Source organism: Cytobacillus oceanisediminis 2691 (assembly GCF_007678455.1).
In the GTDB taxonomy this organism is placed as follows: domain Bacteria; phylum Bacillota; class Bacilli; order Bacillales; family Cytobacillaceae; genus Mesobacillus; species Mesobacillus oceanisediminis_A.
The window spans coordinates 247,518-272,630 of record NZ_VEEP01000005.1 but is presented as its reverse complement, the minus strand read 5'-3'; the positions used below and the strand labels follow the sequence as shown (position 1 = coordinate 272,630).

The following is a 25,113-nucleotide window of genomic DNA, read 5'->3' as shown; positions in this document are numbered from 1 at the left end:
CGCTAAACCTGTCCGAAGTTGGCTCTGATTCTGACAGCTTTTCCTCTTTCACCGCTAAACCTGTCCGAAGTTGGCTCTGATTCTGACAGCTTTTCCTCTTTCACCGCTAAACCTGTCCGAAGTTGGCTCTAGTTCGGACAGCTTTTCCTCTTCTACCACTAAACCTGTCCGAAGTTGCCTCTGATTCTGACAGCTTTTCCTCTTTCACCGCTAAACCTGTCCGAAGTTGGCTCTAGTTCGGACAGCTTTTCCTCTTCTACCACTAAACCTGTCCGAAGTCGGCTCTGATTCTGACAGCTTTTCCCTTTCCACCGCTAAACCTGTCCGAAGTTGCCTCTGATTCTGACAGCTTTTCCTCTCTTAACACTTAACCTGTCCGAAGTTCGCCATGATTCTGACAGCTTTTCCTCTCTTAACACTTAACCTGTCCGAAGTTGCCTCTGATTCTGACAGCTTTTCCTCTTTCACCACCCAAGCTGTCCGAAGGTGGCTCTGGTTCGGACAGCTTTTCCTCTTCCACCACCCAAGCTGTCCGAAGGTGGCTCTGGTTCGGACAGCTTTTTCTCTATTCATTCCAAACCTGTCCGAAGGTGACCCGGGTTCGGACAGCTTTTACTCTTCCACTACTAAACCTGTCGGAAGTAGGCTCTAGTTCGGACAGCTTTTACTCTTCTACCACCAAACCTGTCCGAAGTTCACCTCCGATCGTCCCAGCAATCGGAATTTTTCACACTAAAAAATCCCGGTGAGCACTCACCGGGATTTAAGAAGCATTAAGCTGAATTTCTTTCGTCTTTCAGGACTGTACCGTCTTCTAGGACTAGCTTTGGCGGCATGTTGTTCTCGACTGTTTCCTTCGTGATGATGCACTTAACAATATCGTCACGTGATGGAAGGTCGAACATGACATCAAGCATGATGCCTTCAATAATGGAACGCAGTCCGCGTGCTCCCGTCTTGCGCTCGATTGCCTTTTTCGCAATCTCGATTAAAGCATCATCTTCAAAATCAAGCTCGACATCGTCCAGCTCAAGCATTTTCTGATATTGCTTCACAAGTGCGTTCTTCGGCTTTGTCAGGATTTCAACCAGTGCTTCTTCGTCAAGCGGAGTTAGGCTCGCAATCACTGGAAGACGGCCAATGAATTCAGGGATCAAACCGAACTTCAGCAAGTCTTCAGGAAGCACTTTTGACAGCAATTCCTTCTTGTCTAGGTCTTCTTCTTTTTTATCAGAACCGCCGAAGCCGATTACTTTCTGGCCAAGGCGGCGTTTGATAATTTGTTCGATACCATCAAATGCCCCGCCGCAAATGAACAGGATATTCGTTGTATCAATCTGGATGAATTCCTGATGAGGATGCTTTCGTCCACCTTGTGGCGGAACGCTTGCAACTGTTCCCTCAAGAATTTTAAGGAGCGCCTGCTGCACGCCTTCACCGGATACATCTCTTGTAATAGATGGGTTTTCGGATTTTCTTGCGATTTTATCGATTTCATCGATATAAATGATTCCTTTTTCAGCTTTTTCCACATCATAGTCAGCTGATTGGATCAGTTTCAACAGGATATTTTCAACGTCTTCACCGACATATCCTGCTTCAGTCAATGATGTTGCATCCGCGATTGCGAAAGGAACATTAAGAATACGAGCCAATGTTTGGGCAAGTAAGGTTTTTCCGCTACCTGTCGGCCCAATCATCGCAATATTACTCTTTGACAGTTCAACATCATCAATCTTGCTGTTTGAGTTGATACGCTTATAGTGGTTGTAAACGGCTACAGAAAGGTTTTTCTTCGCCTGGTCCTGGCCAATTACATACTCATTAAGGATATCACGGATTTCCTGTGGCTTCGGAACATCCTTGAACTCAACTTCTTCTTCAGTACCAAGTTCTTCTTCAACGATTTCTGTGCATAATTCAATACACTCGTCACAGATATAGACACCTGGACCGGCTACCAGCTTGCGGACCTGATCCTGAGTCTTGCCGCAGAAAGAACATTTGAGCTGTCCTTTTTCATCATTAAATTTGAACAATGCCTTCACCCCTTGAGAACTTCTAAAACATATATAAAGCTGCGATTCATAAGCAAACGAACAGTTAAGTGACGGTTTTTCTGCTGCATTGTAGCAGGTATGTATTGCATTGTATCATATTTTGCCAGGGTACAGGAAATAATAACCCTCGGCTATTTCAGGTTCGCGCTTATGAATCGAAAAAAAAATATGTACTAACTCATCTTAACCATAAATCCGGCCATTAAATCGGCTTACAGGAAATTGCTAAAAAATTATGTATGTATATTGGTGATAATGGTAGAAAACAAGGCACGATTTACTCGCGCCTTGTTTCTATCTTTTATACTAAGTATAAAATTCACTTTGAGAAATGTCTAGCTTCAGCGCCTAGCCCCTCGAGTCACTTGTCTAGTGTCGCCTCCTAGAAACTCCGAAACTTCAACTCCGCCGGCAGAAGCAAAAAGCGCTTCTTTGTCGAAGTCTCCAGTTTCTGCGTTTCTGGACAGTCGGCTATACTTTTCGATTTCGGTCCGCCCAATGAAGTCAAGGAACGACTTCACCGGTCGGCCCTCCAGTGCTTGTCGGGGCTGACCAAGGCGCTTACGCTTTTCTAATATTATGCAACAGTTTTGCTGTTTTCTACAAGGAAATCAACTGCTTTTTTCAGTTGAAGATCGCCTTTGATTCCTTCAAGGCTTCCGCCTAGTGCTGCCTGGATTTGGTCAGCAGTCATATTGTACATTTCAGACATCTTTTCAAGCTCTGCATTTACTTCTTCATCAGTTACTTCGATGTTTTCAGCTTTTGCGATTGCTTCAAGAGTCAGGTTCACACGAACGCGTGTAGCAGCTTCTTCTTTCATTTGTTCGCGAAGAGCAGCTTCATCTTGTCCTGAGAACTGGTAGTACAGGTCAAGGTTCATGCCTTGCATTTGCAGGCGCTGTTCGAATTCGTTCACCATGCGGTCGATTTCAGTGTCGATCATCGCTTCAGGAACTTCGATTTCAGCATTAGCTGCTGCCTTTTCAACAACAGTGTCGCGCTCGAAATGTTCTTTCTGGTGCGCTTTGTCGTGTGCAAGACGATCTTTGATTTTTGTTTTAAGCTCATCTAAAGTTTCAACTTCTTCGTCAGCATCTTTAGCGAACTCGTCATCTAGAGCTGGAAGTTCTTTTCCTTTGATTTCGTGAACTTTCACTTTGAAAGTTGCAGGCTTACCAGCAAGTTCAGCTGCATGGTACTCTTCTGGGAAAGTAACCTCTACATCTTTTTCTTCGCCAGTAGCTGTTCCAACTAGTTGTTCTTCGAAACCTGGAATGAATGAACCTGAACCAAGTTCAAGTGCATAGTTTTCAGCTTTGCCGCCTTCGAAAGCTTCGCCATCAACGAATCCTTCGAAATCGATGACAACATTGTCGCCATTTTCAGCTGTGCCTTCTTCTTTAACAACAAGCTCAGCCTGCTTTTCTTGCATTGCTTTCAATTCGTTCTCTACTTCTTCATCTGTAACGTTTGTGTCGAATGCTTCTACTTCAAGTCCTTTGTATTCGCCAAGCTTCACTTCCGGCTTAACTGTTACAGTTGCCTTGAAGATCAGGCTCTTGCCCTTCTCGATTTGTTCTACATCGATTTCAGGACGGTCAACTGGCTCGATTCCAGTTTCGTCGATTGCACTTGCATATGCTTCTGGAAGAAGGATATCAATTGCATCCTGATATAAAGATTCTACGCCGAAACGCTTTTCGAACATTTGGCGTGGCATTTTTCCTTTACGGAATCCTGGTACGTTAATTTGCTTAACGACTTTCTTGAATGCAGCGTCAAGACCCTGGTTGACCTTTTCTGCATCTACTTCAATTGTTAGAACCGTTTGGTTCCCTTCTCTTTTTTCTACCTTTGCAGACATACAGTTCCCTCCAACAATAATCTATTGTCATTTTCATTCGACGATGAATACTCTTGTTAACCAAGCAATATTCCAGATTAAATGTAAAATAGAATGATTTTTACATAATACAACCACTACATTATAACACAGGTTTATTTCGTTTCAACAGCCTGGACTATATTATCGGGTAAGAAATTTCTTCTAACTCTCTGATAAACTCAAGAACCTTTGCTGCTTCAACATGGTGACTGCCGTAAAGATCAGCAAACTCCTCAAGCGGATCATCAAATCCATAGTACTCGTTGGCAGTGAAATGAACTGCAGCAGCCCAGGCAGCAGGCTTGCCGACAGGAGTTTTATACGGATAAACCAGAAAAAAATACCGCTCAACGAGGCTTTGCACCTGGTCATACAATACAGGATCATCATTTTCAATCTCATCGGCTAATAACTGAAGCACTCCGCTGTCCTCAATGTACTCCTTCACATCAGGTAAATGAGTGGGGGTAAAAGATTCATTCCAGCCGAATTTACTTACACCAATTTCCTCTGAATACTCTTGTTCTCTCAATATATTGACCAGCATGGTTTTTATAAAGGGATGGCCCTCTTCTGAACCTGCAAATTTTTTCAAAACCTTGATGAACGGACGAATGTTCACATTGGTGAGACTTCCTAAAGCCAAAACCTGCTTATTTATGTCTTCCGATTCAAACAGATCTAGTTCCTGTTCTTCTGGTTGTTCATCATCCATCTCAGCAGTCTCATATTTTTCTGTCCCATCTTTCATCTTTCGGCCAAACTCAAGCATTTTCATAAAATGCTCATGCTTATCAACAGGGATTTCCCGATCTTCGAGCAATGCTTCAATCGCAGTAACTACTTCACTGTACTCATTCAACTGGACGAGGATCATCAAATACATTTCGATCACCTGGATATAATCACCTCGGCCGCTCTTTAGCATATCCGCCGCGATTTCCTTGGCCATCTTTAGGTTGCCCGTTTCATAATGGACGAGTATGAGTCCTACATATATATCGCTGTTCTCAGGTTCGTGCTCCAGGGCTTGCTCCAGACATTGAATGGCTTCCCTGTACTTTTGCTGTTTTAAATAATCCAGGCCTTTTTCCAAAAGCCTCTTTCCCAGACCGGGAAACAGGATCAGATTATCCTTATTTGAATCCCGTTTTTTCATACACATACCGCCTTACTTATAAAAAAATATCTATTTGGTAATCGATTTTGCACTTCAGCTTTTTAGAAAGTGTAGCACGATTTCTGGAAAAAACAAAAAGATTCACAAGCAGAGCCTGTGAATCTTTTAATTTCTATAAAGTTTAGTTGCCAAAACTAGCATCCTATCTTCGCAACCCCATCCTCATATTCCTTAATGCTTCCTTCGAGCTGGAGGGTCAATTCGATTTCGTCCCATCCGTTCAGGAGCATATTATACCAGTAAGGGTGAATTTCAAATTCTGCCCTAAAACCCTCATTGTCATAAACACATTTCTGCTCAAGCGAAACGGTCATCTCATACTCCTGCCCGGCTGCTTTTCCAAGCAGGCAGGTTACTTCCTTTTCAGACAATACCACAGGGAGAATTCCATTTTTAAGGCAGTTCTGCTTAAATATGTCTGCGAATGATGGAGCAATGATCACCCGGAACCCATAATCCTGCAATGCCCATGGCGCGTGTTCCCTGGAGGAGCCACAGCCAAAATTTTCGTTGGCGATTAAAATCGATGCTCCCTGGCTGGCAGGGTGGTTGAGTTCGAACCTTTCATCTGGTTCACCATCTGGCTTGAAGCGCCAGTCGTAAAATAAATATTGACCAAACCCGGTCTTCTCGATTCTTTTCAGGAATTGCTTCGGAATGATCTGGTCTGTATCTACGTTGGTCCGGTCCATTGCAGCAGCTTTTCCTGTCATTTCTTTAAAACTGGACATTTCAGGCTCCTTTCATCGTAAAATTTTTCCTTGCGAATTAACTTTTAGGAAGCGGCCGGAAATTGCGTAGAGTTCCGGACTATTTTTTAAGCTATTCTTTCTTCTGGAAGACTTTGCATTAAAAGATAGCGAGAATAGTGTCTTTCGTGCCGTTAATTGCAATACTCATGGTCATTAATTGCGCCATCAGTCACTATTTGGTATAAACACTAAACCGTTACTCCAGCCATCGACCTGACATCAACAAAGTGTCCGTTAAGCGCAGCTGCAGCTGCCATAGCCGGGCTCACTAGATGCGTCCGTGCTCCAGCACCCTGTCTTCCCTCAAAGTTCCGGTTTGAAGTGGAGGCGCAATGCTCCCCGGCTGGTACGATATCAGCATTCATGCTGAGGCACATGCTGCAGCCTGATTCCCTCCACTCAAATCCTGCTTCGATAAAAATAGCGGCTATGCCTTCTTCTTCTGCTGCCTTTTTCACCTGCTGGGAACCTGGTACGACAATCGCATTTACTCCTGCAGCGACCTTCTTCCCTTTGACAATCTCGGCGGCAGCACGGAGGTCCTCGATCCTTGAATTCGTACAGGAACCGATGAATACTTTCGTCACGTGGATATCTTTGATAAGCTGACCTTCCTCAAGTCCCATATATTCAAAGGCTCTTTGAACGGATTTCTTTTCTGCATCCGTTTCACATTCTGCTAAATATGGCACTCTTTCCGTAACCGGGGCCGTCATCGCTGGGTTCGTTCCCCAGCTGACCATCGGTGCGATTTCTCTTCCATCAACTTCAATCACATCGTCATGCTCCGCATCTTCATCAGAGGCAAGCTTCTGCCATTCAAGGATATGATCAAGAAACGCATCTCCCTGTGGTGCATACTTCCTTCCATTAAGGTAGGCGAAAGTCTTTTCATCAGGAGCAACGATTGATGCTTTTGCCCCGCCCTCGATTGACATATTGCAAAGCGTCATCCTTTCTTCCATCGACATATTCCTGATCACATCGCCGCAAAATTCAATAACATATCCTGTACCGAATTTGACGCCATATTGACCGATAATAAACAGAATGACATCTTTGGCGCTGACTCCAGGGCCGAGTGAGCCGGAAACTTCTATTTTCAATGTTTTCGGTTTTGTCTGCCAGAGCGTTTGCGTAGCAAGTACATGTTCAACCTCACTTGTTCCTATCCCGAAGGCAAGTGAACCGAAGGCTCCGTGTGTCGATGTGTGGCTGTCTCCGCAGACGATGGTCATCCCTGGCTTCGTCAAACCGAGCTCAGGCCCGATGACATGGACGATTCCCTGTTCCGGACTGTCAAGGTCAGCGAGCGGAATTCCGAACTCCTCGCAATTATTCCTTAATGTGTCCATCTGGTTCCTGGCAACCTGGTCATTGATCTCCCGGCGATTAAGGGTGGGAACATTGTGGTCCATCGTCGCAAATGTCAGGTCAGGCCTCCTTACTGTCCGATTTTTCATCCTCAGCCCTGAAAAAGCCTGCGGGGAGGTCACTTCATGGACAAGATGCAAGTCAATGTATAATAGGTCCGGCCTGCCCTCTTCCATATGGACGACGTGCTTCTCCCAGATTTTTTCAATGATCGTTTTTCCCAAAATACCCTCCCCTTTCATTTGTATATAAGATAGATTTATACTCAGTTAAGATCTTAGAATCATTAACACCGGTTTAAGCATAAGCACCCATGATATTGAAAATTGCTTCATTATCAAGAAGGGCAGCTTTGATTTCTTCGGCCATTTGTTCAGTTGTGACCGGGAAGCTTCCCATTACAGCGATATCACGTGTCCTGCTTCCTGATTCAAGAACCTGCTTCACGGCGTTCTCGACTGCTTCTGCTTCCTCATCCAGCCCAAAAGACATTCTCAGCATCATCGCAGCTGAAAGGATCATCGCGATTGGGTTGGCAGCATTCATTCCGGCGATATCTGGTGCTGAACCATGGATCGGCTCATATAAATATGGTCCCTGGACTGAAACGCTGGCTGACGGCAGCATGCCAAGCGATCCGGTCAGCACCGAGGCTTCATCACTTAAAATATCTCCAAACATGTTTTCTGTTACAATTACATCGAACTGCCGAGGATTTTTGATCAGCTGCATTGCTGCGTTATCCACGAGCATATGGTCAAGCTGCACATCCGGGAACTCTCTCGCGATTTCTTCAGCTGTTTCCCTCCACATTCGGCTTGATTCCAGGACATTGGCCTTATCCACTGAAGTGACCTTGCTTTTGCGCGTTGCGGCCAGCTCGAACGCGTAGCGAATGACTCTCTCCATCTCTTTTTTCTGGTAAAACAAAGTATCTACTACAGAAGCTTCACCTTTTTGGACTGTCCGCTCACTCGGTTTCCCGAAGTAAAGCCCGCCTGTCAGTTCCCTGACTACGACCATATCAGCACCCTCGACGACTTCCTCGCGAAGCGGAGATACACCGGAAATACTGGAGTAATATTGGACTGGCCGGACATTCCCGTACAATCCAAGCTCTTTCCTGATTTTCAACAACCCTTTTTCAGGACGCAGATGCCCGGGCATCCCATCCCATTTCGGTCCGCCTACTGCCCCTAAAAGAACAGCATCGCTGGTTTTACAAAGATCCAGGGTGTGCTCCGGAAGCGGGGTTCCATACTCATCGATGGCTGCGCCGCCAATTTCTCCATACACACAATGGAATTTGTGCCCGAAAAGCTCGGCTACTGCCTGGAGGATCGTGACCGCCCCCTTGCTTACTTCTTTACCTACGCCATCTCCTGGCAGGATTGCGATCCTTTTTTCCATTACACTCGCCTCCACTTTTTTAGTAGTTGTTGATCAGCCGTTAACGGCAACCTTCTTTGTTTCTTCCATATAAAGGACTCTGTTGACAGCATTGAGATACGCCTTCGCAGAAGCTTCAAGCACATCCTGTGCGAGGCCTCTTCCGCTTGTCTCGATTCCCCCGAAATCCAGTTTCACGTAAACCTGTGCAAGAGCATCCCTGCCCGCCCCGACTGACTGGATCCTGTAATCTAACAAGCTCGCTGTTTCTTCCATGCATTTTTCAAGCGTATTATATAAAGCTTCGATACTTCCGGAGCCTGTTGAAGCTTCCTGGATTTTTTCATTCTGACAGCCAGACAGGGTGACCGTTGCAGTAGGTACCTGGTTGGTCCCGTACTGTACCTGAATGGAATCGAGCCGGTAATACTGCTGTTCTTTAGACAGCTTCTCTTCGAGGATGATGGCTGCAAGGTCATCATCAGTCATTTCCTTTTTCCGGTCTGCCAGCTCCTTGAATACAGAGAATAAGTGATTGATCTCTTGTTCTGGAACAGATAGCCCAATTTCATTTAATCTGTTTCGGAATGCATGTCGTCCAGAGTGCTTTCCGAGTACCATCGAGTTATTCTGAAGGCCGACCAGCTCTGGAGAAATGATTTCATAAGTCGTTTTCTCTTTCAGCACTCCGTCCTGGTGGATTCCCGACTCATGAGCGAAGGCATTCCGGCCGACCACCGCTTTGTTCGCCGGAACCGCCATACCCGTGAGCTTGCTGACAAGGCTGCTTGTTCTGCTGATTTCCTTGAGGTTCATCCTTGTTTCCGCCTCGTAAAAATCTTTACGGATATGGAGGGCAACAGCGAATTCTTCGAGTGCTGCATTCCCTGCCCGCTCGCCAATTCCGTTAATGGTTCCTTCCACCTGTGAAGCACCCGCAGATACAGCGGCAAGGGAGTTGGCGATTGACATCCCAAGGTCATCATGACAATGCGCTGAAAGTTCGACCTTACTAATAGAAGGAACGTGTTCCTGCAAGTAAGTAAAAATCTGTCCATATTCCTGCGGAGAGATATATCCAACAGTATCTGGAATGTTGATCACATTTGCACCTGCCCTGATCACCTCTTCAACAATCTCAGCCAGGAAATCAAGCTCAGTCCGGCAAGCATCCTCAGCAGACCATTGAATGACCGGGAATTTGGCTGCCGCATATTTCACCGTTCTTATCGCTGTTTCGATCACTTCTTCTTTGGTCTGCTTCAGCTTGTGGACCCTATGAATAGGCGAAGTTGCGATAAAAAGATGCAATCTTGGTTCTGCACCATGCCTCAAGGCTTCCCACGCAGAGTCAATATCCGTTATAACCGAGCGCGCGAGCCCTGTCACCGAACAGTCTTTGATCTCACGGGCAATTTCCGCAACTGAGGCAAAATCCCCTTTGGAAGCGGCCGGAAACCCGGCTTCAATGATATCGACATTCAGCCGCTCAAGCTGTCTGGCAATCTCTAGTTTTTCCGTGAAATTCAAATTGACCCCGGCTGACTGCTCCCCATCACGCAATGTCGTATCAAAAATTTTAATTTTTCGCACTGGCAGCCACTTCTCTCTGCTTTTGTTTGTTGACAAACGGCATCATCTTTCTTAGTTCTCTTCCCACCTCTTCAATCTGGTGGCTGTTTTCTTTTTCATTGATCGCATTGAAGACCGGTCTGTTGTTTTCGTTTTCTTCAATCCAGCCTTTTGCAAAGGTTCCTTCCTGGATGTCTGTCAAAACTTTTTTCATTTCCGCTTTCACCTGATCATTTACAACCCTTGGCCCGCTGACAAAATCGCCCCATTGTGCCGTGTCAGAAATGGAATAGCGCATTCCTTCCAATCCGCCTTCATACATCAAATCAACGATCAGCTTCAGTTCATGCATCGTTTCAAAATATGCCAGCTCCGGCTGGTATCCTGCTTCGACAAGTGTTTCAAAACCCGATTTAACGAGTGAAGTCAACCCGCCGCAAAGCACAGCCTGCTCCCCGAATAGATCTGTTTCCGTTTCCTCCTTGAAGGTTGTTTCCAATGCTCCGGCCCTTAATGCTCCAATTGCTTTTGCATAAGCGAGCGCTAGTTCCCTTGCTTCTCCCGATACATCCTGATGGATGGCGAAAAGCGCTGGAACGCCTGCCCCCTCTTCATATGTCCTTCTGACAAGATGTCCCGGCCCTTTTGGAGCGACCAGCAACACATCACAAGTTTCCGGCGGAACGATCTGGTTAAAATGGACATTAAAACCATGGGCAAACATCAAAGCCTGATTTGAAAGCTGGGGTTCAATTTCATTTTTGTATACTGCTGTCTGCCGCTCATCCGGCAGCAATACCATGACCACATCTGATGAGGCAACTGCTTCAGCCACTGTCTTGACCTCAAAGCCATCTTCAACAGCCTTTTCCCATGACTTTCCTGATCTTAAGCCAACAACAACCTCAACGCCACTGTCGCGGAGATTCTGTGCGTGCGCATGTCCCTGTGAGCCATAACCGACAACCGCAACCCTCTTTCCGTTGAAATAAGCCTCATTTGCATCACCGTTATAGTACATTTTCGCCATATTCTCTCTCCCTTTCTATTTTAAAAATTGGTTTTTGATCAGACAAAAGAAAATGTTTTTTGCTGGCTGGTCCGCTGGTTCCCCCGCGGGAATGCAGTCGTTCCAGTCCGGGCCAGCTCCCTGATTCCATATGGTTTGATCAGATCGATAAATGCCTCGATCTTTTCCGTTTCACCTGTCAATTGGATGATGATGCTATCCTTGCTCACATCAATCACTGATGCCCGGAATGGTTCAATGATGGAGTAGATTTCTGCCCGATTCTGGGGAAGGACCGGCACTTTCACAAGAACCAGCTCACGGGCGACTATCGCCTGGTCGCTGATATCCGCCACCTTCAGCACATCGATCTGCTTGTTCAACTGCTTCGTGATCTGCTCAACCATCCCGTCATTCTCCACATGGACAACACAGGTCATCCGGGAGACTCCTTCCTGCTCTGTAAGACCAACCGAAATGCTTTCAATATTGTAATTTCGTTTTGTAAAAAGATTGGTGATCCTGTTCAAGACTCCGGGCCGGTTCAGGACCGTCATCGTTATGATTCGCTTCATTTCCTCACTCCCACCATTTCGTGGATTCCTTTTCCTGGGGCAATCATTGGATATACATTTTCAGCTCCATCGACCCTGAAATCGAGCAGCACCGGTTCATTGTCATTGAGCACTTCATCCAGGATGGCATGCGCTTCAGCTTCGGAGTGGATTTCAAACCCTTTGATGCCATATGCTTCAGCCAGTTTTACGAAGGATGGCTGTATCGGATTTTTGCTGTGAGAATACCTTTCCTGGTAGAAAATCTCCTGCCATTGCCTTACCATCCCAAGTGCCTTGTTATTGAAAATCGCAATCTTGATCGGCAGCTGGAATTCGGCAATCACAGCCAGCTCCTGGGTTGACATCTGGAAACCGCCATCACCGAGAACGGCGACTACGCAAGCCTGCGGGTCTGCCAGCTGTGCGCCTATACTGGCTGGAAGACCAAATCCCATTGTTCCGAGCCCTCCTGAGGTGACCCATCGATCAGCTGTTTTGAACTGATAGTATTGAGCAGCCCACATTTGATGCTGACCGACATCGGTAACGACAATCGCTTCGCCTGCTGTTTTTTCATATAGCAGTTCCATGACCTTTTGCGGTTTTAGAATTTCATTGTCTTCGTAATGAAAAGGAAATTCATTTTTCCAGGACTCCAGAGTTTCAATCCATTCTTGCTGCTGCGGAGGTTTCCCTTCGAGCTTGAGCAGCTGTTTTAAAGCTTCCCTGGCATCTCCTACAACCGGAATCTTCGTAGGCACGTTCTTCCCGATTTCCGCAGGGTCTATATCAATATGGGCGACAGTTGCTTTTGGCGCAAAGTGCTGCAGGTTGCCTGTCAGCCGGTCATCAAAGCGTGCCCCGATATTGATCAGCAAGTCACAATGATAGAGAGCCATGTTGGCCGTATAGCAGCCATGCATCCCCGCCATCCCCATAAACTGTTTATGTCCTGCCGGAAATCCACCCAAGCCCAGCAGTGTGTGGACAACCGGAATGTTCTGCTGTTCAGCGTATTCTTTTAATAGATTTGATGCCTTTGAATGAAGGATGCCAGCTCCAGCGAGGATGACTGGTCTTTTTGCCTTGCTGACTGCTTCTGACAGCTTTCTGACTTGCAGGAAATTCGGCTCCGTTGTCGGCTGATAACCTGGTAAATAAATTTCCTGATCTGCCGACTCCGGTTCTGCCAGTATTCCCGACGCAAGGTCCTTTGGAAAATCGATGACCACCGGACCAGGCCGGCCGCTTGTCGCAATATAAAAAGCTTCCTTGATGATCCGTGGGATGTCTTTGATCTCCCTGACCTGATAGTTATACTTCGTGATTGGGGTGGTGATTCCCAGAATGTCAGCTTCCTGGAAGGCATCTGTACCGATGACCCCTGTCGCCACCTGGCCGGTGAAAACGACCAGCGGCAGCGAATCCATCATCGCATCGGCAATGCCGGTGATGATGTTGGTCGCGCCCGGACCAGAAGTTGCGATGACCACACCCGGTTTCCCGCTGATCCGCGCATATCCTTCAGCCGCATGGATTCCTCCCTGTTCATGTCTTGGCAGCACATGAAGGATCTTAGAATCATAGAGTTTGTCGTAAATCGGGAGGACAGCTCCTCCTGGGTAGCCGAAAATGACTTCGACGTTTTCCTTTTCCAGAGCCTTTAGCAGCAAATCTGCGCCGCTCACTTTACTCGTTTTAGCCTTTGTTTCCTTCAAGGCAGCTTCCATTTATCGAACCTCCCATATTTGGATTCACTGTATTTTTTCAAAATAAAAAAGCCCATCCATCTCCATATGCCTAAGGTTTCCCAGGCAAAGGGATGGAATAGGCTTTATCTCCTTGTTCCACGGTACCACCCTTCTTCACGCTTAACGCGTGCGCTCGTGATTTTGATAACAAGTGCGTTGCACTCGACCAGTTTTACTAGTATCCTTTCAAACTGGCGCTCCAGGGTGAGTTCATTCAATACGGCATCACCGGCTTCCAGCTAACCCGGCTCTCTGTGCATGCTGATCGCATTGAATTACTTGTCCCTGTCTTCGCTTTATCTATATTCGATTAAAAACCCAGATAGGTTGATGTTGTTTGCAACATAATCAACTAAGCTTGACATAAAACTATATTTAACTGACTTGATGGGCTGTCTCCGGATAGACCTGGATGCCATCGGCTACAACAGTAGCCCTGAATTCCTTCAGGATGTTTTGGGTATGCTCGCCTGGCATCCCATCGCCGATGACTCTTCCATCCACTTTGACAACGGCGATCACTTCGGCTGCAGTTCCGGTAAGGAACACTTCATCTGCCGTGTAAACATCATGGCGGGTAAACGGTTCTTCCTTCACCTCGTATCCTAGTTTAGAAGCAATTTCAATCACCGCGCTCCTTGTGATTCCTTCAAGGGCCCCTACATAACTAGGCGGGGTAAGGAAAGTGTTGCCTCTTACGATAAAAATATTATCCGCGGACCCCTCGGCAACATAGCCCTGGTCATTCAGCATCAGAGCCTCGCTCACATTGGCCAGATGCGCCTCAATCTTTACGAGGACATTATTTAAATAATTCAGTGACTTCACTTTCGGGCTTAAAACATCAGGACGGTTTCTTCTAGTCGCCACCGTAACAATCTCAAGTCCGCTCTCATACAATTCCTTCGGGAAGATGGACAGCGGCTCCACAATGATAACGACATTCGCATTAGGGCACTTATACGGATCCAGTCCCAGGTCACCAACACCCCGTGACACGACCACCCGGATATAGGCATCTCTTAATTGGTTCCGTTCTACTGTCTCTACTACAAGATCAGTGAACTCCTCTTTAGAGTGTGGCATATTCAGCATGATGGATTTAGCTGACCGGTAAAGACGGTCCATATGTTCTTCCATCCTGAAAATATTGCCGCTGTATACCCGTATCCCTTCAAAAATACCGTCTCCGTATAAAAATCCATGATCATATACCGAAATCTTAGCATTTTCCTTGGTGACGAATTCCCCGTTTAAGTAGATCCACTGCTCGGGCACAACACAACACTCCTTTAATGAATAGACGCTTTAAATGAATAAAATTAGGTTTAAAAAAAATACAATTTTACACAATGGGCTGTTGCAAAAACTGCATTGGTGAAACTTGTATTTTTATATTTGAGGATTATCTTACGCCCATTTATCAGCCTCGTCAACACCCTTTTTCTAAATTATTTGATAATTTTGACTTGTTGACCAATCTGTATACGCTTACATTGTTGATATATTCACATTTATAATTTTTTATTTTTTTTCTCTTTAGGGTTCCTGAGCATAAAAAAAACTCACCTTCCATGAAGGTGAGTTAAGGTATGTAGTTTAAATGGCGTCCCAGGAGAGATTCGAACTCCCGACCGTACGCTTAGAAGGCGTATGCTCTATCCGGCTGAGCTACTGGGACATAGTTGTTTTTTAAAGACAAGATTTATTATATTAGGCTAATAACAAAATGTCAATATGAAACCTAAACTTTTTTCCGAGGGGAAAGATTGATTCCCCTCAGAAAACTATTATAGTAGTATCAGTCTTTTTTGTGAAGTGTAAACTCCTGCCTTAAGTCGGATAATTCTCCGTTACCATAGTCAAAGATCCTAAATAAGACTTTATTACTGTCCAGCTCGAGGATCACATAGGTCTTTTCAATTCTGCCGCGAGGAAGTCTGATGCTTCCCGGGTTGATGAAAAGCACATCATCGACCATTTCAGCACCGAGAATATGCGAGTGTCCAAAACAAACAATATCTGCCTCTGCTTCTTTGGCCTTATAGTACAGGTTCACGAGTGTGGATTTCACTGAGTATAAATGCCCGTGTGTCACAAGAATTTTCAGGCCGCTTAAGTCGTGGACTTCATTGTCAGGATAATTGCCGTAAAAATCGCAATTCCCTTTGACTGACCTGAAATTCATAATGGCAGGATCCTTCTCGGAAAGCTCCGAATCACCGCAGTGAATCATCAGGTCTACATCCCTTCCGTGCTCTCTTTCGATTCCTTCCAGCACCTCTGTTGACCCATGGCTGTCACTGACAATCAGCACTTTACTCATATCGTTTACTCCCGTTCCTTGAGAACTTCATCCAGTTTTCTGATCGCATTGGCCCGGTGGCTGATGCTGTTTTTTTGCTCTGAAGTCAATTCTGCCATGGCTTTCCCTTCTGTCTCAACGAAGAAAATAGGGTCATAGCCAAATCCATTGCTGCCCCTTCGTTCACGAAGGATTCTCCCCTCACATGTCCCGAAAACCGTCAATGTTTCCTTGCCAGGCTCAGCCATCGCCAATGCACAGCAAAATCTGGCAGTCCGTTCGTTTTCTGGCACATTTTGAAGTCCATCGAGAACTTTGTCGATGTTTGCTTCGTCATTCTTTTCAATTCCTGCATATCGTGCCGAATAGACACCAGGGCGGCCATCCAGCGCGTCAATTTCAAGTCCTGAATCGTCTGCGATCACCCGGACTCCGAGTACTCTGGCAATTGTCTCGGCTTTCAGGACTGCATTCTCCTCGAAAGTCGAACCAGTTTCTTCAACATCCTCAAGCTCCGGGTAGTCAAGCAGTGTTTTTACAGTAAGTCCTTTAGGCAAAAATAACTTCTCGAACTCCTTTGCTTTCCCCTTATTTTTTGTTGCGATAATAACTGATTCCATTTTTAGATCTCCCCTAGCGCTTTTTTGCTCTCTCGATCTTTGCGGCCAATTCCTCACCGAGTGCAGACTTTTGCAATTCGAATAATTCCGTAATCCCATCCTGTGCAGCCTTCAATAGCTCCTGCAGCTGACTGTAGGAAAATGTAGCTTCCTCTCCTGTTCCCTGCAATTCAACGAATTCTCCATTGCCCGTCATCACCACATTCATGTCGACATGGGCAGCCGAATCTTCTACATAATTCAGGTCCACAACAACTTTTCCATCTTTCAAGACACCAACGCTTGTTGCTGCCAGTAAATCATTTACCGGGAAAGCAGACAGCTTCTTTTGCTTACTAAGCTTCTCAAGAGCCTGTGCCATGGCAATAAATGCTCCTGTAATCGATGCCGTCCGGGTGCCTCCATCTGCCTGGATGACATCACAGTCAACCCAGACCGTCCGCTCGCCAATAGCCTCCAGATTCACGACCGCGCGCAAAGCCCTGCCAATCAGACGCTGGATTTCCATTGTTCTTCCAGAAATTTTCCCTTTTGCCGCCTCACGAATATTCCTTTGCTCTGTCGCTCTAGGCAGCATGGAATACTCAGCCGTGATCCATCCTTTTCCCTCGCCGCGCATGAATGGCGGCACCCGATCCTCAATGCTCGCGGTACAGATTACTTTCGTATCGCCCACAGAAATCAGCACAGAGCCCTCAGGGTGTTTTAAATAATCGGTTTCTATATGTATTGGTCTTAATTGTAAGGGTTCTCGCCCATCGTATCTCATTTAAAGCCCTCCTTAGCATGTTCAAGCAGTTTGCCTGGAACAACAATAAATAAGAGGCAGGAAAATCGCCTGCCTCTTTGAATGTCTTTAATTAGTATATCAAAATTTTGTTATTAAAAACTACCTGTGTTTACTTTTTCAGGTCTTGTGACTGGCTCTGCCAGTTTCTCGCCCTTTTCTGACAGCACATCTGCCTTTCCATTCACCGTCAGTGCCACACTCTTGACACCTTCCTGCTCTGTCAGTGACAACACAAGAGAATTCAGCAGATGTTCAGATACCATTTTTTCTTCCAGGCTTCCGAAAATAGATTCGTTGAAGTTCAACGTTACCTTGCCATCTTCGATCTTTGGCTCATCAAGCAGCTTCACACCGGACTGGAAATCCGACAGCAGATTCGAAGCATATGCTGGACCCTCAACAAGCTCATTGACAATGGCAGTGATATTATCTTTCTGATCATTGCTGACACGCTTGGTTACCGGAACATAGTAGTACGCGCCTTCTTCACCGCCAATATAATAAACGGTCACTGCTTTCGTATTAGTGATATCTACGACATCTGAATTGTCGACATTGATGCCATCAGCACGGCTCAACTCTTCGCCGATTGGAGTTCCATTCACAGGCATCGCTTCGAGCGGCGTGCCATTCATCTGGAGTTTCACCTCATCGATGGAATCAAATTGTGTAAGCGTCCAGGTCACCGCTTGAAGGATTCTTTTCTCATCCTCTTTTTTGTAGGTTGCGAATTCCTTTGAAAAATCAACCGTTGCTGTCCCGTCCTTGATGTTCAGTGTCATTTGCGTGTCAGCTGGGAGGACGGCCCTGAAGCCATTAGGGAGCATTTGCTCCACAGGGCCATTGGCCACGAGGTATTCCAATGCCTGCTTGGCGACACTCTCTGTTTTTGGAAGTTCCATCGTCTGGGAGACGACATATCCATTTTTATCAATCAGGTACAGTTCTGTCTGGATGGATGTCTCCACCGCTTCTTTACCATTCTCTTTTGTTTCAGTCGTAACATTTTCATCAAGCGCTTCCCCATTCTCCATGAGAGTCACGTCCTGAGGCGGGTCGATCTTCTTCTTCTCCTCGCCCCCGAATAGACCACAGCCTGACAGGAATACAGTAGTTGCCAATGTAGCAGCTGTAACGACCACAGCCTTTTTATTTTTTGACATATAAATCCCTCCAAAGACAGTTTGTACTATCATGTATACGAGCCTTTCGATATTTTAGACCCTCTTTGGTAAGATTTTTAGTATAAACTGAAAACAAAAAGACCTCCATCTCTGGAGGTCTATAACATCATCCTAATTTGATTTTCTCCGCGTTCTCGATTGGCCGTTCGAGCCACTGTGAAGCGATCGTGGTAAAGATCGTCCTGGATCCAGTCATGTAAAATGAATGCTCAGGCAGCTCGTCCCGGTCTGCAAACATATCGTTGTGGCCAAGGATCGTACTTACTTCGCGTGCGGTTTCCTCTCCAGAACTGATGACCTTCACTTCAGGTCCCATGACTTCTTTGATGAGCGGCTCAAGCAAAGGGTAGTGGGTGCAGCCAAGGATCAATGTGTCGAGTCCTTGTCGCTGCAATGGCTTCAGGGTTTCCGTTACGACTTTCTTGGCAACACGGCCATCAAATTCCCCGCTTTCCACCAGAGGCACGAATTTTGGGCAGGCGAGTGCTTCAACCGCAGTCTTTCGGTTGATTGATTTCAAAGCATGCTCGTACGCACGGCTTTTAACCGTGCCTTCCGTCCCGATAATCCCGATTTTGTAATTATCCGTTACCTTGATGGCTGTCCTTGCGCCCGGCTGGATGACACCCAGTACCGGTATGGAGAGCTCTTCCCTGATTTCTTCCAGAACCACCGCGGTCGCTGTATTGCACGCGATGACTAGCATTTTAATATTCTTCTCAAGCAGGAACCGGGTCATTTGCCAGGTGAATTTTTTCACTTCCTCAACAGGCCTTGGTCCATAGGGACAACGAGCAGTATCACCGACGTAGATGATCTGTTCGTAAGGCAACTGTCTCATGACTTCCTTGGCAACGGTTAACCCGCCTACTCCTGAATCAATGATTCCGATTGGTCGATTCAAAAAACTCGCCTCATTCTCCACGCATTTCTTGATGTAATTTTGCCAGGCCTTCCTTAAGTGACACGATTTCTTCGCCGGAGAAATCCTTCAATACCTCTTGAAGGTACAGCTGGCGTTTCTTGATCACTTCATCGATGATCCTTTCGCCTTCCTCCAGAAGATGGATGCGGACCACACGCCTGTCATTCGGGTCCTTCACCCTTACAACCAGCTGATTCTTTTCCATCCTGTCAACAAGGTCCGTCGTCGTGCTGCAGGCGAGGAACATTTTGTTCGACAATTCCCCGATTGTCATATCTCCGTCTTCAAACAGCCATTGCAGGGCAATGAACTGGGGTGGTGTAATGGTGTAATTGCTGAGGATCTCCCGGCCCTTCTGCTTAATGATTCCTGATATGTACCTTAGATCCTTTTCAATACCAGCTACCGTCTCCAGCCCTTTATTTTTTTCTACCCCTTCAAGTTTCATCCGTAACAACTCCTAAAAAAATCTAATTCTATAATCAATTAAAACTTGGTATCCAAGCCGAGATGATTTTTACTATTGCCCTTATTTTCTACTTTTTTCGAGCAAATTTCAAGAAAGAATTCCGATACTCGCCTGTTTTACCCCTATAAACATCTTAACCGGCCCACCTCTAGGGTTGGCCGGTCATGATTAAAGTTCTAGCTCTCCCATTCGCAGGAGCTCTACAACAGCTTGGGAACGCCCCTTTACACCAAGCTTTTGCATGGCGTTTGAAATATGGTTCCGAACTGTTTTTTCGCTGATAAATAATTCACTAGCGATCTCTTTTGTTGTTTTGTCTTGTACTAACAGTTCGAAAACTTCTCTTTCGCGTTTAGTGAGTAATGGCTTGTGAGTATATTCATTTTCCTTCAAGTATTGTAACCCTCCTTGCCTTCGCCAGCTGTGAACTGCGGGGTGGGTATAAATTTAGTCAAAATATCATATGTGAAGGAAAGTAGTGGAGTGACAATAATTAAAGGACTTCAGCCAATTTTTATAATTAGGCTAAATTCCAAGTCCATATTCGTTTTCAAATACCTTATTTTATTGATTTACCAGGCGCTAGCAGCAGACTTAAAATCTCTGCAAATTAATTTTTTAAGCTTTACGAAAAATTAATTTCACAACACCTTATTGAACGGTGGATTTTTTGCTTTTTAAAAATAGCTCCCTCATTTCTTCTGTCCAGGGTTCGCCCTTGCCTGTTTTCTTGGAAATCTGGACAATCGTCCCCCTGCCAGTAAGGCAAATGGAACCATCGGCTTTCTTTGCCATATAATGAAGGTCTACCGAGGAATTGCCGACTGAGTTGGCCTTGACAAAAATCCTCAGGTCTTCATCAAAAAAGATCTGGCTTAAATAATCGCATTGCAGATCTGCTACAACCGGGATTGTTTTGTTTTCCGGCTTTACCCAATCCTGCATGAATCCCTGACTCTTGAAATATTCAATCCTCGCCTGTTCAAAATATGTAAACGGAACGGTGTTATTTAAATGTCCGAACATATCTGTTTCAGAAAAGCGCACTTTCACCTGGTAAAAAAAATCAAATTCCTTTTCCCAGCTGACAATCTCATCAATATATTCCATCTTCTTCATGTTGAAACCTCCCGAAAACTGAATGAACATTCATTCTTTTCTTTATTATAAGTATTTTTATGAATTTTGGAAATAAAAATAGATGAAAAAACGAAAAGGAAGGATTGGGAGTCCCAATCCTTCCTCTTCATTAGCCTGCGCTTCTATACCCGCAAGCCTTTGCTTTTTTATCGTGTCCCAAGTGTTTTCCGTTATTATCCATTACCTTGTCTTTCGCAGGGTTACCACTTTGTTCCGGACACTGATTCTGTCCAAAATCGATTTGTACCAATACTGGATCATGGTCGCTTGCACGTCCATGTTCTTCCATATACAAAGAATTGATATTGACGATATCAGCAACACTGCTGCCTGCAAGGTGGTTGGATACGAGAATATGGTCCAGCACCTGTGAATTCCCTTGATAATTGTACGTGAACCTTTCCCCAGATGGCAATGTTTCAATCATATTGGTTAGTTGGCCGTTTTCAAGGGCATCAATTGGATTTGAAAATTCGAAGTCGTTCAGATCACCAAGTACGACTACATTTGCTTCAGGATCTTGAGCGTGTATCCCCGCCACAAATTCATTCAGCAATCTGGCAATCTCGATTCTTTTCACTTCACTATCAAGTACTGGCGGCTGCGTTTTGCCGAATATTGGGTCATCTCCGCCTTTAGAGTTAAAATGGTTGGCAATGACAACCACATCATCCCCTTTGAACTCAAACTCTGCTGCCAGTGGTTTTCTAGTGTCTTCAAAAATAGAATTCTGCGGATCGATTCTTCCTGGGTTCAATGTCAGATCCCCATTCTCATAGGCAACTGCTTCTGTCGAAGTGCCTTTAGGGGCATCTTTCAATTGCACTCGTTCCGGGTTAAATAAGTATCCGACACGTATATTTCCGCCTGGTGCCCCTCCGTCCTGATTGTATTCAGGAGCAATATCCGTCCACTTGTATACAGGCCCGCCCTGCGCCGCGATTTCATCGATCAGTGTCTGGTAACTCTGGGATGCATCTGCGGATCCGCTAGCTGTCTGGCCGTCATTATCCTGAACTTCTACCAATCCAATGATATCAGGCGAGTTCAAATTTTGGATGATTGAACCAGCAATTCTTTTTGTCTTAGCTGCGTCAGTTTCAGCGGAGAAGTTTTCAATATTATAGCTGGCGATTGTCAGTTGATCTTTTCCCGCTTCCAACTCCGAATAATCTTCTACAAATTCAGCTTCATTTAACTCAGGCAGAGTTTCCTGGTCCACCAATATCTTAAAATTGGAGAAGCTATAACTTACAACACCTGTGACCAATCCATCAAAACGGTCTCCTGCCTTTGCGATAAAGTCTCGATTGATCAGCAGGAACAATCTTTCAGGGTTGCTGCTTTCCTTCGTCAGCAAAATTCCGCCTTGAGGGCTATATACCTTCCCTTCAACCTGATTGGCGATGACAGGTACTTCGCCATACTTTTGAGGGCCGATTACCTGGGGACTTTCAACCCCGATCCTCATGCCTTCAAGACTTTCATAAAAATCGATCCCATCTTCTTCTGGATCAAAAACACCAAACTGATCATTGTCAATGACCCTGGTTGGCTGCATTCTATCTTGATCAATGATGACCGGCTCGGGGAGCTCCGTGCCTGAAGCCAGCTTTGTTACGGCAGTCGCATTGATTTCAGTCATCGCCAGATCCGTTTGCAGCTTATCGCCGTACCCATCAAGAACCCATTCCTTAACGAGTCCATCCACTTTTACCAAATCACCCACAGCAAGCCCATGAGATTTTTTGTATACGTAGATAGCTTCAGAAGTATTAGGGTTCCCATCTCCTTGTGGTTCCTGCATAAAGAAGGCGCTATTACCCTCTATTTTTGTCACGACACCTGTTACACCGGCAACATTCTGGTCCTTATATGGAGAGATATGACCTTCACCCTGAATATCATGGATTTTTAAATTAGTAACAGCCGGGGGCTCAGGTTCTCCTGGGTCACCAGGGTTCCCGCCGCTGCCATCTGCAAATTGCATCGCTGTTGGGGATTTGAGGCCAGGTACAGTGAAATAAGCTTCGAGAGAGCCTGTAACCTGAACTTTTTTACCGATGAGATCCGGATTTGACATTAAACCAAATTCAGCCCTGAAAGTAGTCTTAATCTGGACTGGCAGGATCTTTGATGCATCTTTTTCATCGGGGCTGTCTGCAAGCGCAAAGTTGTAATCATCTTTGAAAGGAGCTTCAAAATCATACGAATTAGTTCCTGTTGTATGGGCAACTATGTATCCTTCAACCGTTACGGTACCGCTATTATTTTCTATTGCCTGCTGGACAGTCAGTATGCCTTCTGCAGATGTTTGGCCTGTAAAGGGCATACCAATACTGATCACCAAAATAACAGCTGTCAGCAATGAAAAAAGTTTCTGTCGAATCTTCCCCACATGTATTCCTCCTCAGATTTTTTTATGAAATATAAAGCTTTGTCAGAAGGAATATAACATGGATAAATCAGCTATTCCATGAAGGTACTGTAAATTATGACTATTTTTTGAAAAATGAGTCAATAGTATGAAAACGCTATCAATTCCTATAGTTACCATCTTACCATTTTAAAAACCGTCCAGGACTTTTGATCCTGGACAGTTTTTGTTAGATTAATTACCTTCTGCTATTCTCTTGGCATAGATAATATACCGGTCAGGAGCATCCCCAACATAACTGAAAGGGTAGCAAGTTGTCAGCACGAGTTCTTCTTCATTATTCTGAAGTGTTATGATGCTGGTATCATCTGCGCTGACAATTTTTGTGCTGACGATCTCGTATGAATAATCTCCGTACGGCATTTTCACTGTCAAAAGATCCCCCACTTTCAAATCACCTGCTTTTCGGAAAACAGTATCACGATGACCCGAAAGCACGATTTGACCATTTTCATCAGGATAAAAAGAGTCTTTAAAATGGCCTACACCTTTTTCAAGATCATCCGGTTCCGTTCCTTCTACAATCGGCAGTTCTGCTTCAATTTTTGGGATTAATAGCAGGCCTGATGTCTCACCTGTTTCCGGCTTAAATTCTTCATTTTTCACGGACTTTCGATCTTCTTTAACCAATTCTCTGGCAGCTTTTAGCGAAGCCTGCTCCTGGCGCTTCATATCCCATAATTGGAACAAACCAATTCCGAGAACCAAGATTCCACTGATGACAATTACAATAGCCAACAATTTTGTTAGTTTCATATACTGCTCCTAATTGAGTTCTTAGTCTCAGTATACCAAGCTGTACTTATGTAAAAAAAGCATAAATTGAAAAGCCTCCTCTTCCATAAAGAAAGGGAGGCTGTGCTTTACAATGGATAAAGTTTTCAAATCCAATTAGACTCCAGCTCCAGAACTTGCCGGGGACTGACCAAGGCGCTTTGGCTTTTCTTTACACCTGGTCGCTTCCGAAGAAGTTCTTGAAAGATTGGAATGTTGTATCACGGTTCAAGGCAGCAATTGATGTCGTCAATGGAATGCCTTTAGGGCAGGACTGGACACAGTTCTGGGAGTTACCGCAGTTTGCAAGTCCACCGTCTCCCATGATGGTTTCAAGGCGCTCGCCTTTGTTCAATGCTCCAGTTGGATGAGCGTTGAACAGACGAACCTGTGATAATGACTGTGGACCAATGAAGTCTGATTTGCTGTTTACATTAGGGCAAGCCTCTAAGCAGACACCGCAAGTCATACATTTCGAAAGTTCATATGCCCATTGACGCTTTTTCTCCGGCATACGAGGTCCTGGTCCAAGATCATACGTTCCATCGATTGGAATCCATGCCTTTACCCGCTTCAACGAGTCAAACATGCGGCTGCGGTCAACCTGAAGGTCACGGACAACCGGGAATGTTCTCATTGGCTCAAGTCTGATTGGCTGCTCAAGCTGGTCAACCAGCGCTGAACAAGACTGGCGCGGACGGCCATTGATGACCATCGAACATGCACCACATACCTCTTCAAGACAGTTCATATCCCAGGCAATTGGTGTTGTCGCCTCACCTTTAGCATTAACCGGGTTACGGCGAATTTCCATCAATGAGGAAATGACATTCATATTTGGACGATACTCAAGTTCAAACTCTTCCTGATAAGGGGCTGAATCAGGAGTCTCCTGGCGGCTGATGATAAAACGGACAGTCTTTTTCTCTGACATACC

At 45.4% G+C, this 25,113-nt stretch carries 24 protein-coding genes, 1 tRNA gene and 1 other annotated feature; all 25 genes read right to left on the bottom strand.

The genetic code is table 11. The features are described from left to right. Nucleotides 1-360 precede the first annotated feature (360 nt). Nucleotides 361-573 (bottom strand): hypothetical protein, encoded by a 213-nt coding sequence (locus FS736_RS12355; protein WP_144477657.1) that lies wholly within the window; start codon nt 571-573, stop codon nt 361-363. 200 nt (nt 574-773) lie between these two features. Beyond that, entirely contained in the window at nt 774-2,039 is a 1,266-nt protein-coding gene (gene clpX / locus FS736_RS12350) for an ATP-dependent protease ATP-binding subunit ClpX (protein WP_144477655.1), read from the bottom strand. Nucleotides 2,040-2,401: 362 nt separating this feature from the next. Further along, nucleotides 2,402-2,581: a hypothetical protein gene (locus FS736_RS12345; RefSeq protein ID WP_144477653.1), complete on the bottom strand. Its 180-nt coding sequence runs from the start codon at nt 2,579-2,581 to the stop codon at nt 2,402-2,404. Between the two features lie 56 nt (nt 2,582-2,637). Beyond that, entirely contained in the window at nt 2,638-3,927 is a 1,290-nt protein-coding gene (gene tig, locus FS736_RS12340; RefSeq protein ID WP_144477651.1) for a trigger factor, read from the bottom strand. 157 nt (nt 3,928-4,084) lie between these two features. Next, a complete protein-coding gene (locus tag FS736_RS12335) occupies nt 4,085-5,107 on the bottom strand; it encodes a tetratricopeptide repeat protein (RefSeq protein WP_186326765.1) in 1,023 nt (340 codons plus the stop codon). Nucleotides 5,108-5,262: 155 nt separating this feature from the next. After that, nucleotides 5,263-5,859, bottom strand: coding sequence for a 3-isopropylmalate dehydratase small subunit (leuD, locus tag FS736_RS12330; protein WP_144477647.1), 597 nt, complete (start codon nt 5,857-5,859; stop codon nt 5,263-5,265). A gap of 209 nt (nt 5,860-6,068) precedes the next feature. Next, complete coding sequence (gene leuC, locus FS736_RS12325; RefSeq protein WP_144477645.1) at nt 6,069-7,478, bottom strand: 3-isopropylmalate dehydratase large subunit; 1,410 nt, start codon at nt 7,476-7,478, stop codon at nt 6,069-6,071. 73 nt (nt 7,479-7,551) lie between these two features. Continuing rightward, complete coding sequence (leuB, locus tag FS736_RS12320) at nt 7,552-8,664, bottom strand: 3-isopropylmalate dehydrogenase (protein WP_144477643.1); 1,113 nt, start codon at nt 8,662-8,664, stop codon at nt 7,552-7,554. 33 nt (nt 8,665-8,697) lie between these two features. Then, a complete protein-coding gene (locus FS736_RS12315) occupies nt 8,698-10,236 on the bottom strand; it encodes a 2-isopropylmalate synthase (RefSeq protein WP_144477641.1) in 1,539 nt (512 codons plus the stop codon). Further along, nucleotides 10,223-11,245: a ketol-acid reductoisomerase gene (gene ilvC / locus FS736_RS12310; RefSeq protein WP_144477639.1), complete on the bottom strand. Its 1,023-nt coding sequence runs from the start codon at nt 11,243-11,245 to the stop codon at nt 10,223-10,225. The genes FS736_RS12315 and ilvC overlap by 14 nt, the downstream gene beginning before the upstream one ends. A 38-nt stretch (nt 11,246-11,283) precedes the next feature. Then, the gene (ilvN, locus tag FS736_RS12305) at nt 11,284-11,799 is read right to left on the bottom strand and encodes an acetolactate synthase small subunit (RefSeq protein ID WP_144477637.1); all 516 of its coding nucleotides are present in this window, start codon (nt 11,797-11,799) and stop codon (nt 11,284-11,286) included. Further along, nucleotides 11,796-13,511 carry an acetolactate synthase large subunit gene (gene ilvB / locus FS736_RS12300; protein ID WP_144477635.1) on the bottom strand — a complete coding sequence of 572 codons (1,716 nt, stop codon included), beginning with the start codon at nt 13,509-13,511 and terminating at the stop codon, nt 11,796-11,798. The genes ilvN and ilvB overlap by 4 nt, the downstream gene beginning before the upstream one ends. Before the next feature lie 85 nt (nt 13,512-13,596). Further along, nucleotides 13,597-13,833, bottom strand: a binding site (T-box leader). Between the two features lie 74 nt (nt 13,834-13,907). Beyond that, on the bottom strand, nt 13,908-14,810 hold the full coding sequence (ilvE, locus tag FS736_RS12295; RefSeq protein ID WP_144477633.1) for a branched-chain-amino-acid transaminase: 903 nt from the start codon (nt 14,808-14,810) through the stop codon (nt 13,908-13,910). A gap of 326 nt (nt 14,811-15,136) precedes the next feature. Then, nucleotides 15,137-15,213 (bottom strand) — tRNA-Arg (locus tag FS736_RS12290). A gap of 120 nt (nt 15,214-15,333) precedes the next feature. Further along, a complete protein-coding gene (locus FS736_RS12285; protein WP_144477630.1) occupies nt 15,334-15,858 on the bottom strand; it encodes a metallophosphoesterase in 525 nt (174 codons plus the stop codon). A gap of 5 nt (nt 15,859-15,863) precedes the next feature. Further along, the gene (locus tag FS736_RS12280; protein WP_144477628.1) at nt 15,864-16,457 is read right to left on the bottom strand and encodes an XTP/dITP diphosphatase; all 594 of its coding nucleotides are present in this window, start codon (nt 16,455-16,457) and stop codon (nt 15,864-15,866) included. A 13-nt stretch (nt 16,458-16,470) separates the two neighbouring features. After that, nucleotides 16,471-17,226, bottom strand: a complete 756-nt coding sequence (rph, locus tag FS736_RS12275) for a ribonuclease PH (protein WP_144477626.1) — start codon at nt 17,224-17,226, stop codon at nt 16,471-16,473. A 113-nt stretch (nt 17,227-17,339) separates the two neighbouring features. Next, nucleotides 17,340-18,410 carry a GerMN domain-containing protein gene (locus FS736_RS12270; protein ID WP_144477623.1) on the bottom strand — a complete coding sequence of 357 codons (1,071 nt, stop codon included), beginning with the start codon at nt 18,408-18,410 and terminating at the stop codon, nt 17,340-17,342. Nucleotides 18,411-18,537: 127 nt separating this feature from the next. Then, entirely contained in the window at nt 18,538-19,335 is a 798-nt protein-coding gene (gene racE, locus FS736_RS12265) for a glutamate racemase (protein WP_144477620.1), read from the bottom strand. Between the two features lie 10 nt (nt 19,336-19,345). Next, a complete protein-coding gene (locus FS736_RS12260) occupies nt 19,346-19,804 on the bottom strand; it encodes a MarR family winged helix-turn-helix transcriptional regulator (protein WP_144477617.1) in 459 nt (152 codons plus the stop codon). Nucleotides 19,805-19,993: 189 nt separating this feature from the next. Then, nucleotides 19,994-20,218 (bottom strand): spore germination transcription factor GerE, encoded by a 225-nt coding sequence (gene gerE, locus FS736_RS12255; RefSeq protein ID WP_019154738.1) that lies wholly within the window; start codon nt 20,216-20,218, stop codon nt 19,994-19,996. Nucleotides 20,219-20,476: 258 nt separating this feature from the next. Beyond that, nucleotides 20,477-20,944: an acyl-CoA thioesterase gene (locus FS736_RS12250; protein ID WP_144477591.1), complete on the bottom strand. Its 468-nt coding sequence runs from the start codon at nt 20,942-20,944 to the stop codon at nt 20,477-20,479. A 130-nt stretch (nt 20,945-21,074) separates the two neighbouring features. Further along, a complete protein-coding gene (locus FS736_RS12245) occupies nt 21,075-23,363 on the bottom strand; it encodes a DUF6359 domain-containing protein (protein ID WP_144477589.1) in 2,289 nt (762 codons plus the stop codon). Between the two features lie 213 nt (nt 23,364-23,576). After that, on the bottom strand, nt 23,577-24,158 hold the full coding sequence (locus tag FS736_RS12240) for a class D sortase (protein ID WP_144477586.1): 582 nt from the start codon (nt 24,156-24,158) through the stop codon (nt 23,577-23,579). 190 nt (nt 24,159-24,348) lie between these two features. Continuing rightward, the gene (sdhB, locus tag FS736_RS12235) at nt 24,349-25,110 is read right to left on the bottom strand and encodes a succinate dehydrogenase iron-sulfur subunit (protein ID WP_144477583.1); all 762 of its coding nucleotides are present in this window, start codon (nt 25,108-25,110) and stop codon (nt 24,349-24,351) included. Nucleotides 25,111-25,113: the final 3 nt, after the last annotated feature.

Excerpts from the sequence above, each read along its gene's own strand:
- sdhB (WP_144477583.1), bottom strand. The coding sequence starts at position 25,110 with ATGTCAGAGAAAAAGACTGTCCGTTTTATCATCAGCCGCCAGGAGACT.
- FS736_RS12270 (WP_144477623.1), bottom strand. The coding sequence starts at position 18,410 with ATGTCAAAAAATAAAAAGGCTGTGGTCGTTACAGCTGCTACATTGGCA.
- FS736_RS12285 (WP_144477630.1), bottom strand. The coding sequence starts at position 15,858 with ATGAGTAAAGTGCTGATTGTCAGTGACAGCCATGGGTCAACAGAGGTG.
- leuB (WP_144477643.1), bottom strand. The coding sequence starts at position 8,664 with ATGGAAAAAAGGATCGCAATCCTGCCAGGAGATGGCGTAGGTAAAGAA.
- FS736_RS12260 (WP_144477617.1), bottom strand. The coding sequence starts at position 19,804 with ATGAAACTTGAAGGGGTAGAAAAAAATAAAGGGCTGGAGACGGTAGCT.
- FS736_RS12240 (WP_144477586.1), bottom strand. The coding sequence starts at position 24,158 with ATGAAACTAACAAAATTGTTGGCTATTGTAATTGTCATCAGTGGAATC.
- leuD (WP_144477647.1), bottom strand. The coding sequence starts at position 5,859 with ATGTCCAGTTTTAAAGAAATGACAGGAAAAGCTGCTGCAATGGACCGG.
- FS736_RS12355 (WP_144477657.1), bottom strand. The coding sequence starts at position 573 with ATGAATAGAGAAAAAGCTGTCCGAACCAGAGCCACCTTCGGACAGCTT.
- rph (WP_144477626.1), bottom strand. The coding sequence starts at position 17,226 with ATGAGATACGATGGGCGAGAACCCTTACAATTAAGACCAATACATATA.
- FS736_RS12250 (WP_144477591.1), bottom strand. The coding sequence starts at position 20,944 with ATGAAGAAGATGGAATATATTGATGAGATTGTCAGCTGGGAAAAGGAA.
- ilvC (WP_144477639.1), bottom strand. The coding sequence starts at position 11,245 with ATGGCGAAAATGTACTATAACGGTGATGCAAATGAGGCTTATTTCAAC.
- FS736_RS12280 (WP_144477628.1), bottom strand. The coding sequence starts at position 16,457 with ATGGAATCAGTTATTATCGCAACAAAAAATAAGGGGAAAGCAAAGGAG.
- ilvN (WP_144477637.1), bottom strand. The coding sequence starts at position 11,799 with ATGAAGCGAATCATAACGATGACGGTCCTGAACCGGCCCGGAGTCTTG.
- tig (WP_144477651.1), bottom strand. The coding sequence starts at position 3,927 with ATGTCTGCAAAGGTAGAAAAAAGAGAAGGGAACCAAACGGTTCTAACA.
- FS736_RS12335 (WP_186326765.1), bottom strand. The coding sequence starts at position 5,107 with ATGAAAAAACGGGATTCAAATAAGGATAATCTGATCCTGTTTCCCGGT.
- ilvB (WP_144477635.1), bottom strand. The coding sequence starts at position 13,511 with ATGGAAGCTGCCTTGAAGGAAACAAAGGCTAAAACGAGTAAAGTGAGC.